General features: G+C 38.5%; 9 protein-coding genes. 5 read left to right on the top strand and 4 right to left on the bottom strand.

Features of this window, described 5'->3' with window-relative positions; all coding sequences use genetic code 11:
- From ACKPEB_RS07190 to ACKPEB_RS07180, 3 genes are all read right to left on the bottom strand, one after another.
- Positions 1–1,172, bottom strand: a 1,172-nt coding sequence (locus tag ACKPEB_RS07190) for an ABC transporter ATP-binding protein (protein ID WP_408964180.1), incomplete at its 3' end; no start/stop codon positions are given.
- 84 nt (positions 1,173–1,256) lie between these two features.
- Positions 1,257–2,102: an ABC transporter permease gene (locus ACKPEB_RS07185; RefSeq protein ID WP_408964179.1), complete on the bottom strand. Its 846-nt coding sequence runs from the start codon at positions 2,100–2,102 to the stop codon at positions 1,257–1,259.
- A 352-nt stretch (positions 2,103–2,454) separates the two neighbouring features.
- Entirely contained in the window at positions 2,455–2,577 is a 123-nt protein-coding gene (locus tag ACKPEB_RS07180) for a hypothetical protein (RefSeq protein ID WP_408964178.1), read from the bottom strand.
- A gap of 8 nt (positions 2,578–2,585) precedes the next feature.
- Between ACKPEB_RS07180 and ACKPEB_RS07175 the strand changes: the two genes are divergently transcribed.
- Positions 2,586–3,224 (top strand): DNA-3-methyladenine glycosylase, encoded by a 639-nt coding sequence (locus ACKPEB_RS07175; protein ID WP_408964177.1) that lies wholly within the window; start codon positions 2,586–2,588, stop codon positions 3,222–3,224.
- 50 nt (positions 3,225–3,274) lie between these two features.
- The gene (locus ACKPEB_RS07170) at positions 3,275–6,307 is read left to right on the top strand and encodes a UPF0182 family protein (RefSeq protein ID WP_408964176.1); all 3,033 of its coding nucleotides are present in this window, start codon (positions 3,275–3,277) and stop codon (positions 6,305–6,307) included.
- Positions 6,308–6,404: 97 nt separating this feature from the next.
- Here the strand turns inward: ACKPEB_RS07170 and ACKPEB_RS07165 are convergent, their stop codons facing one another.
- Entirely contained in the window at positions 6,405–7,157 is a 753-nt protein-coding gene (locus tag ACKPEB_RS07165) for a creatininase family protein (RefSeq protein WP_408964175.1), read from the bottom strand.
- A gap of 270 nt (positions 7,158–7,427) precedes the next feature.
- On the opposite strand from ACKPEB_RS07165, the gene ACKPEB_RS07160 reads away from it, so the two are divergent.
- From ACKPEB_RS07160 to ACKPEB_RS07150, 3 genes are all read left to right on the top strand, one after another.
- Positions 7,428–7,589 carry a hypothetical protein gene (locus tag ACKPEB_RS07160; protein ID WP_408964174.1) on the top strand — a complete coding sequence of 54 codons (162 nt, stop codon included), beginning with the start codon at positions 7,428–7,430 and terminating at the stop codon, positions 7,587–7,589.
- Between the two features lie 83 nt (positions 7,590–7,672).
- Entirely contained in the window at positions 7,673–8,413 is a 741-nt protein-coding gene (locus ACKPEB_RS07155) for a winged helix-turn-helix domain-containing protein (RefSeq protein ID WP_408964181.1), read from the top strand.
- A gap of 333 nt (positions 8,414–8,746) precedes the next feature.
- Positions 8,747–10,171, top strand: a 1,425-nt coding sequence (locus ACKPEB_RS07150) for a PhoX family protein (protein ID WP_408964173.1), incomplete at its 3' end; no start/stop codon positions are given.

Below are 10,171 nucleotides of genomic sequence, written 5' to 3'. Positions count from 1 at the left end.
GGTTCAATTTGTTTAATTGATTGAGAAGTTGCTAAAAACGAAGCACCAGCCAATTCAAACCCACTGACAGTTTTAATTAACATTCCAAACCGCACATGAGAAGCCGGTTTATCAAATCGGACAGAATAGTTATAAATATAGCTATTCCGAGCAATTAAATGATTAACTTTTTCCCCCGATAATGTCGTAATATGGGGTTCGATAATTTCTGCTCCACGGGAGGGATATTTAATCGGATGATCAGGAACTAATTTGGGATCAAAATAATCTTTATAATGCCCATTGTTAGATTCTAGGGACTGTAAAGAGGGACTAGACTCTAAGGCTTCAGGATGAGTAGAATTATGAGTTTGAAAAGATTCAGAAATTGTTTCACTCGGTTGATACGTTTGATGACGTAAATGTTGAATTTCATCCCGAATCATTGCCATTTGATCAGCATCAGCATAAATCATTTTCTGATATTTAGAAATGATCATTTTCGGGGTATGTTCGAGTAATAATTCTCCTCGATCCATTAATAAAGCTGAGTCACACAATTGAATAATAGAAGGGGCAGAATGGGAAACAAACAAAATCGTTCCGCCTCGATCTTTAATCTCATGAATTCGACTAAAACATTTTCGTTGAAACGCTTCATCTCCAACGGATAAAGCTTCATCGACAATTAAAATATCAGGATTAACACTGGTTGCTACGGCAAATCCTAAACGAACATACATCCCACTAGAATAGGTTTTTACGGGTTGATCAATAAAATCTCCAATATCAGCAAAACCTAAAATATCATCAAATTTTTTTTCGATTTCCTGAGTCGTTAACCCTAATAATTGACCATTAAAAAACACATTTTGTCGTCCGGTAAATTCAGGATTAAACCCGCTTCCAAGCTCTAATAAGGCTGAAACTCGACCATTAACCTCAACATTTCCTTCCGTTGGAGTTAAAGTTCCGACAATAATCTGTAAAAGGGTACTTTTCCCTGACCCATTTCGTCCGACAACCCCTAAAGTTTGACCTTTCCAAACTTGTAAATTAATATCCCGCAACGCCCAAAAATTATGCGCTAAACTTTTTCCAGGCAGAAAAATTTCCTTCAATCGATCAACCGGATGGCGATAACGTTTGAAGCATTTAGAAACATGATTAACAGATATAGCAATTTCGCTCATTCGTTCTTGATTTCCCGGTTTATCAGTGATCAGTTTGTGTATCGGTTTAGAAATACGTTGTGCGTGTGTGAGGAACTGTCACCGTTATAAAACGTCAGCAAAGGCTGGACGCAACCGCCTATAAACCCATAAGCCTCCATAAAAAATAACTAAGGCTATTATTGAAGATACCGCTAATTCTCCCCAATGGGTCATTTCTCCGACTAAAATTAAATCTCGATACGCTTCTGAAAGTCCAGTAATCGGATTACACCAAACAATCCAAAATTGCCAAGATTCAGGCACTTTAGAAATCGGATATAAAATCGGGGTGACATAAAACCAAAGATTAAGAATCACACTTAAACTTTGGGGAATATCCCGTAAAAATACCGTGAGTCCGGCGGTCAGATAGCCTAATCCTGCGGTTAACAGAAGTTGGGGTATCCAAACTAAAGGCAGTAACCCAATGGTACTGTGTAGCACTTGAGCGGACAAAGCAGTTAACACAATTAAAGCAATTAAGCCAAAGGAACTTTCAATAAAGGCTGAAAAAATGGGGACTAAAGGCAATAGTCCCAGAGGAAACACCACCTTTTTGACTAAATTCGGCTGTCCAACAACGGATGCTGCGGCTTGAGTTAGGCCGTTAGTAAAGGCAAACCAAGGAATTAACCCCGCAAATAGCCACAGTCCAAAGGCTAATTCGTTATCGGGAAACCCTTCAAGATTGAGTTTGACCTTCAAAACAATCGAGAAAACATAAGTATAAATCAGCAATTGAGATAACTGATTTAACAGAGGCCATAGGTTGCCAAGAATCGAACCTTTGTATCGTGCCTCTAAATCCCTTCGGACTAATGTACTCAGCAGATTGAGTTTGAGGGGGAATTGGCCATTGACAAACCGTCTGCCACTCACTCGCCCCGCCCTATGCAGCACACCTTTCATTGACCTCAGCAATTTTTTCGCCCTCGTTCACTACACACACCATCTATTCCGAGCCAGGAGAGACACAAATGGCCAAAAGAAACTCAATCCCAGAAGCCACAGCGAAATCCTTCGCTAACTTCATGAGACATCCTAGCCGCTGGATTTTTACTGCCAGATTTAATCTTAGTCAATAATTGACACTCCCCGCGAGTAATGTGATGGAGATTCTTAAGCAGTCCAAAGACGAACCCCCAGCCCCCCTCCCTGCGAGAGAATCGGGGTTTAATCTTTCTCCCCTCTCCTGCAAGGTGAAGGGTTAGGGGAGAGGTCAAACCCTAGTCCAATCGTCCTGACCCCCCCAACATTCTAATTAATGGGCTGAACCATTACCGTGATAGTTATCGGTATCATAGAAACCGTTTTTGGTTCCAAAGAATAAACAGGATAAGGTAAATAACACGGTTAATGCTGATAAGACCAATTTAATATCCATTGTCGGTTATGAACTCAACTCGAACGCCTTTGATTGTAGACCCATCTGAGTTGGTGTATCCATCAACTCAGGTCGCGCCTCAACTATTGGGGTGTACTCTAGTGCGACAACTGGCCAATGGAGAACAAATTCGAGGTTTAATTGTGGAAACAGAAGCCTATGAACCCAATGACCCCGCTTGTCATGGTTATCGGCGTCGAACTCCTCGGAATGCCGTGATGTTTAGCCCTGCTGGGGTGAGTTATGTTTATTTAATTTATGGGATGTATTGCTGTTTAAATGTTGTCACAGATGTAGAGGATGTACCCAGCGCTGTTTTAATTCGAGCTTTGCAGTTAGAGTCTCTTCCGATTTCTATTTTAGTGTCTCTGGAACAAACCCAACCGTTAACTTCAAAACAAAAGATTCGTTTAGCCTCTGGCCCAGGAAAATTGTGCCGCCTATTGGACATTAATACTCAGTTTAATGGTTTACCGCTTCATCCTGATCAATCGTTATGGCTAGAACATCGAACCTTAGCCTTTCAACAGCGTTTAGAACAACAACCGAATGCTATTATCCAAACCACACGCATTGGACTCTCTCAAGGACAGGAACTCCCTTGGCGATGGTATTTGGGTAATTGTCCGTCAGTTTCTAAAGTTTAATCGGTTAAAATAGAACTGATTGTTTTCTTCTGCCAAAATTTAGCTAAACAATGACCAAAAATCAAGTTTTTAAAATCGGTTTAGGAATATTAGGACTGGGATTTATTCTCGATCTCAGTGCTAAATTTATGGCTGAATTCTTCTGGTTTGAAGAAGTCGGTTATTTATCCGTTTTTAAACAACGATTAATTACAGAAATTTCGTTAGCTATATTAGGTTTATGTATTAGCGCAGTTTGGTTGGGAGGAAACTTAATTATTGCCCAACGTTATCAATATTTACCCGAAGATTTACAAGGTAAACCCCCCGTTAATATTTTTGATGTCTCTCATCAAAATTTACCTCGATTTGCATTAGGATTACCTTCTCTTTTATTATTCATAATTAGTTTATCTTTTTTACTCGGTTTAATTGTTATCCACTATGGCCAGATTTTTATCAGTTATTGGCACTGGGATTCAAGTCAACCGTTATTTTCAACTCTTCCGGCTCAGTTTGAACCTCAAATTATCGATAATTGGATTAAAAATTTTCAAGCTTATATTTGGAAAATTCCTGTCTTATTAATTTTGATGATTGGTATTTTATCGAAACCTTTAATTGTTTTTATTTTATTAGCTTTAATGTTTAGTTTTGGGTTTAGCTTGGTTTTATCGAGTCATTGGGCAAACGTTCTACAATATTTTAATCCAACCTCATTTAATCAAAAAGAAAATTTATTAGGAAAAGATTTGAGTTTTTATATTTTTAATCTACCCATTATTCATGTTTTAGAATTTTGGTTAATCGGATTATTTTTAGTTAGTTTTGTTACTTGTAGTTTAATATATTTTCTGTCAGGAGATAGCCTAAGAAAAGGACGTTTTCCAAGTTTTTCACAACCTCAGCAACGTCATCTTCATGGATTAGGTGGATTATTAATGCTCAGTAGTTCAATGCGCTATTGGTTAGCTCGTTATGAACTCTTATATTCAAGTGAAGGTGTGATTTTTGGGGCTGGTTATACCGATGTCAATATCTTAAAACCCGGTTATTTACTGTTATCCATAATTGCTTTAATTATTGCTATTTTTCTCCTCTGGCAAGCTTTATTTTCTGTAAAAAAAATTAGACCTTATATTGAAATTTTATTAAGATGGATTGGATTTTATAAATTCATAAAACGTTCTCGATCCAATCAAGCAAAATTGTTTGCAGATAGTTATTCTTTAAGAGCAATTTTTACTTGGTATTTAGGATTAGCTATTATTGTCACAGGTGTTATCCCTGGTTTAGTTCAGCGTTTAATCGTTCAACCTAACGAATTAGAACGAGAATTACCGTATATTCAACGCAGTATTGAATATACGCGCAAAGGATTTAATTTAGATAAAATTAACGTTGAAACGTTTGATCCAAATGCTCAATTAACTTACACCGATATTAAAAACAATAACTTAACCATTGATAATATTCGTCTTTGGGATAAACGACCCTTATTACAAACTAATCGTCAATTACAACAAATCCGCCTCTATTATGAATTTTCTGATGCAGATTATGATCGTTATTCTATCTTAACTCAAAATGCTTCAGGACAGTTAAGCACCAATCTACAAAAACAACAGGTATTGATTTCACCCCGTGAATTAAACTATGAATTAGTTCCCGAAAAAGCTAAAACTTGGGTCAATAAACATTTAGTTTATACTCATGGTTATGGATTCACTTTATCTCCTGTTAATACCGTTGCTGAGGGAGGGCTTCCTGAATATTTTGTGAAAAATATTGGTGCTGATCCAGAATTAGATGAAGATACAACTTTACAAGTTTCTCCTCGAATTCGCAATCTGATTCCCATTGGTAAACCTCGAATTTATTATGGGTTACTTACCAATACTCAAATTATGACTTCAACCCAAGTTAAAGAACTAGATTTTCCCTTGGGAAATGAAAATGTTTATAACACCTATGATGGAGAAGGAGGAATTGTCATTGGAACTGGATGGAAACGCTGGTTATTTGCTTATTATTTAAAAAATTGGCAAATGCTATTTACCGATAACTTTACCTCTGAAACTAAATTACTTTTCCGGCGAAATATTTTAGACCGCATTAAAGCGATCGCACCTTTTCTTCATTATGATAGTAATCCCTATTTAGTCGTTGCTGATGCTGATTTCGAGAATTCTGAATCAGATCCTCAAGCTCCATCCACAGATCATAACTATTTATATTGGATGATTGATGCCTATACAACCAGTAATTTTTATCCTTATTCTGATCCAGAAGAAGCTGAATTTAACTATATTCGTAATTCGGTTAAAATTATTGTAGATGCCTATAATGGAAAAATTAAATTTTATTATTTAGAACAAGCTCAAGATCCCATTATCTCAACACTCAGAAAAGTTTTTCCTAATTTATTCCATCCCATTGAAGAAATGCCAATGATGCTTCGCCAGCATATTCGTTATCCGGTGGATTTATTTAGAATTCAATCTCAACATTTACTAACCTATCACATGAGTGATCCGATTGTTTTTTATAATCGAGAAGACCTCTGGCGGGTTCCCGTTGAAATTTATGGAGACAAACAACAAGCGGTTGAACCTTATTATTTAATCATGCGATTACCAACAGAACAATCCGAAGAATTTATACTCCTTCACCCCTTTACTCCCGCCAGTCGCAATAATTTAGTCGCCTGGTTAGCCGCACGGTCTGATTTAGAAAATTATGGTCATTTACTATTATATCGTTTCCCCAAACAACGCTTAATTTTTGGCCCGGAACAGGTGGAAGCTTTAATTAATCAAGAACCAGAAATTTCCGAACAAATTTCCCTTTGGAATCGTCAAGGATCACGAGTCATTCAAGGGAATTTATTAGTCATTCCCATTGAACAATCTTTACTTTATGTTGAACCGTTATATTTAGAAGCGGCTGAAAATAGTTTACCCACCTTAGTCCGAGTGATTGTCGCCAGTGAAAATCGCATTGTGATGCGACCTACCTTAGAACAAGCGTTAAAAGATGTGTTTCAAACTCAACCGATTCTTCCTCCAGAAAATCTAACATTACCTCAACCACAGCCTAGTTAAAGGGAATTAGAAAAAGGAACCCAGAAGCCAAAAAATCATTAAGTCCCTAAACAGAATGATTTACACATTTGGTGATTCCCTCTTCCCTGTTCCCTGTTCAACTAGCGCTAGATTTGATAAATTCTAAATAGCTTTGACTTAATTCTTTAACCGCCACTTCATAAAATTTTTGACCCTGTTCTGGAGTCGCTAACGCCGGATTAGATCCCATGCGACCATCAGGATAATGTTGACGAAAATCCTGTGCGCCATAAATCGGAAATCCTTTGGCGACCTCCACTGTTAGAGGTGCTTGTTTAATGAAATCAGGATAAATATATTGAGTTAAAGCGACTTCGCTGGGTGTGGCGTGGGAACCTTCTTGATCTCCATATAACTCTTTTGCTAATTTATAGACGGAGCTACACATAAACCAATTTCCCACTTGACATTTAACTTCATGAGCCTTGGGTAAATTGAGATCCGCAACATGGCTGTAAACTTCAGAAAAAGCCGCCTTCAACGTCGCAATATTTCCCCCATGTCCATTAATAAAAAAGTAGTGAGTAAATCCAACTTTCGTTAAACTTGTGATATAATCATTAATTACCTGAATTAAGGTCGTGGGTCTAAGGCTGATTGTGCCGGGAAAAGCGGTGTGGTGTAAAGCCATACCGACATTGATAGTGGGGCTAACTAAAGCCTGGGTTGCTTCTCCAACTCCTTTGGCGATGGCTTCGGCGCAAATCGCATCGGTTCCAATTAATCCTGTCGGGCCATGTTGTTCCGTAGATCCAATGGGAATAATAATACCCGAAGAATGGCTCAGATAGGTTTCAACTTCTTGCCAAGTGCTAAGATGTAGTAGCATTAAGTTAAGTTAAGAGAGTTTAAAATCAATATCGGTTTCCATTGTAGCGACTTCACCCATCGGTTTTGATATCAAGACAAAGCCACGAGGATGCTAAAAACTGATGGGTCAATCTTGAGCGATTCACGTCCCTTTTTAAGCTTTAATCTGATTAGAAGAATTTAACCTAAATATTACTTATGCTTTACCTTATGTTAACCTTCTCCTAATACCATGAAAGCCAACTCCACTAATCAGATTCCCAACAACCAGGCAAATTGAGCGTGAACAATGCTTAAAAACCTAGAATCAAGTCTAAATCAGGATGAGTCTGACGACCCTCCAACCCAGTCCGGGGGAGGATTTGCTTTAGCATTTCCCAGTTGGTCATCCCTCTGTGAAGGAATTCGCAACGGAGAACATATTTACGTTGGATGGTTGCGACTCGGCTAGAGCCTCAGAACGCCGCAGGATTTTTAGCGATCATCCCGAGTTCCAGCAACCTGTTATCATCCAACCCACAACAAAAATTTTTTATGTTTTCTCCTGAACTAAGCACGAGTTCTTACCGTTCCAATGTAAGAGCGCAGGGTCAGATTCTACTGTTAGAAAATGAACAACCTTGGCGGGAAATACTTTCCCTGGCTTTAGAAGAGCAAGGTTATCGCGTTATCGTCGTTTCAGATGGTCGAGACGCTCTTCCCACCATCCAGAACCCGACATCTTCTTTTGTCGAATTTCCCCTCAATCTAATGATTATGGACTCAATTAATGGATTAGATCTGTGTCGTATGTTACGACATCAAGGAAATTCGGTTCCGATTTTAATTATTGGGTTACAGGAAAGTGCTAATAATTCAGCCTTTTATTTAGAAGCGGGAGCCGATGACTATCTGACTAAACCCTTTGGAATTCGGGAGTTTCTAGCCCGTTGTCGAGCCTTAATGCGCCGTCAACGATTACCTGAACTCTCTGCACCTGTTATGCTGCAATATAAAGATGTGATTCTCTATCCAGAAGAATGTCGGGTCTTACTCCGAGGCGAAGAAGTGAAACTCTCCCCCAAACAGTTTCGGTTACTGGAACTGTTTATGAGTTATCCTCGGCGAGTTTGGTCACGAGAACAATTATTAGACATGATTTGGGGACAGGATTTTATAGGAGATAGTAAAACCGTTGATGTTCATATTCGCTGGTTACGAGAAAAATTAGAAATTAATCCCAGTAAACCCGAATATATTATTACTGTGCGGGGGTTTGGTTATCGATTGGGATAAAGTTAAATTGTGATTCAACAGCATTTTATATTACATCCGATTGTCAAAACTCCTTATTGCAGGGGTATGGCAACCGGATTTGGTATTATTCCTTCCTCAAGTTATTTTTGACAACGGGGAAGGAAAATCAACCTTAAGGGTTAATAGGAACAATTGAATATTTTCAAATTCTCCCTTTTTTATGTTATTGTTCAAAGGGAGAATTAAATTCGTTTTGATTGATAATAGTAAATCTTAAAATGTTTGCTACATATATAATTGATCGGGCTGCTAATCACTTTTTCCTGTTCCCTTTTCTGAAAACGTTTTAAAAACAATACCCCTAAAGATTTTATGTCTCTTAAGCGTCGTGATTTTCTATTATTGCTAAGTGCCAGCTTTGCAACAGTAGCAGTCGGATGTAATCCTAAGCCAACAAAATCCCTGTTAATCGGTTCATCCCCATCCCCGAAAAATTTCTCCTCTCTACCGTTTAAACCCATCAAAGCACCCTTACCCAACAGCTTTGATTTAATTCAGGGTCAAATGTCGAAATCAACCCATCTGGTTAGTACAACCTCCCTCTTAGATCAACAAATCGAAACCTATAAAACCTATGAAGTCGTTGATGATGTCGTGCTACCGGAAGGATTTACTTATGATGTAATTGCCACTTGGGGAGACAAAGTGGGAAATTCTCGCTTTGGATATAATAATGATTATGTTTCCTTTGTGCCCACAGGAGAAAATCAAGGTTTTTTGACGATTAACTTTGAGTATATTAGTTCAACCCTTTGGTTTAAAACTTATGAACAAGTGATCGGAAAACCATTACCTTTAAAACAAATTAAGTCTTTAACCCAAAAGAATAAAATTAACGCTTTTGCATTACCGGAAACCGATCCATTACGAGCAGAAATTATAAAATTATCCCAAGAAGGATTAACGGATCTAGGGATTGGCATCATTTCCATTCAACGTCAACCGGATGGTCGTTGGGTGAGAACTTATTCAGCAAGTGATCGACGCATTACTGGGTTATCAGGATTAACAAAAAAGAGCCAATCTTTAAAAGCAACAGGGCCAGCCGTTGCCATCTTTCGGAAACAAGGTCAAGGATATAGCGATCGCTTGGGAGGAAATATTATTGGAACCTTTAGTAATTGTGCTGGGGGAACCACTCCTTGGGGAACGGTATTGAGTGCGGAAGAAAATTTCCAAAGTCATGTATCCGAAGCGGTGTATCCCGATGGAACTTCTTATAAACCGGATAAAACCCCTTTTGTTTTAGACGAAATGGAGGGTTTAGGAAATGTATTTGGACTAGCGGGAAATAAATATGGCTGGATCGTTGAAGTTGATCCCACAAACTCACAGGACTATGGGACAAAACATACGTGGTTAGGACGTTACCGTCATGAAGCGGTGGGAATTCGAGTAGAAGCAGGTCAACCTTTAGCGTTTTATTCAGGATGCGATCGCCGAGGCGGACACTTATATAAATTTGTCAGTCAAGGAATCGTTAAAAATCCCCAAGACAAAAAAAATTCCCAATTATTAACCGAGGGAATGTTATATGCAGCCCAATTCAATCCCGATGGAACAGGTCGCTGGATTCCGTTAAAAGCGGATACACCCGTCAACCCTGATCCCCCTAATGTTCATGTCGGAGGCATTATTAGTTTACCTCGGCGTCCCAAAGGAGGCAGTTTTGCCGCTAAAACCGATGAGGATATCCAACGCTTCAAAGAACAATTTAAAACCCTCGCTGATTTGTAT

The sequence above is a fragment of the Planktothrix sp. genome (assembly GCF_046067725.1).
In the GTDB taxonomy this organism is placed as follows: Bacteria; Cyanobacteriota; Cyanobacteriia; order Cyanobacteriales; family Microcoleaceae; genus Planktothrix.
This window is presented reverse-complemented; position numbering and strand designations above follow the sequence as displayed.

Excerpts from the sequence above, each read along its gene's own strand:
- ACKPEB_RS07185 (WP_408964179.1), bottom strand. The coding sequence starts at position 2,102 with ATGAAAGGTGTGCTGCATAGGGCGGGGCGAGTGAGTGGCAGACGGTTT.
- ACKPEB_RS07180 (WP_408964178.1), bottom strand. The coding sequence starts at position 2,577 with ATGGATATTAAATTGGTCTTATCAGCATTAACCGTGTTATTTACCTTA.
- ACKPEB_RS07175 (WP_408964177.1), top strand. The coding sequence starts at position 2,586 with ATGAACTCAACTCGAACGCCTTTGATTGTAGACCCATCTGAGTTGGTG.
- ACKPEB_RS07170 (WP_408964176.1), top strand. The coding sequence starts at position 3,275 with ATGACCAAAAATCAAGTTTTTAAAATCGGTTTAGGAATATTAGGACTG.
- ACKPEB_RS07165 (WP_408964175.1), bottom strand. The coding sequence starts at position 7,157 with ATGCTACTACATCTTAGCACTTGGCAAGAAGTTGAAACCTATCTGAGC.
- ACKPEB_RS07160 (WP_408964174.1), top strand. The coding sequence starts at position 7,428 with ATGCTTAAAAACCTAGAATCAAGTCTAAATCAGGATGAGTCTGACGAC.
- ACKPEB_RS07155 (WP_408964181.1), top strand. The coding sequence starts at position 7,673 with ATGTTTTCTCCTGAACTAAGCACGAGTTCTTACCGTTCCAATGTAAGA.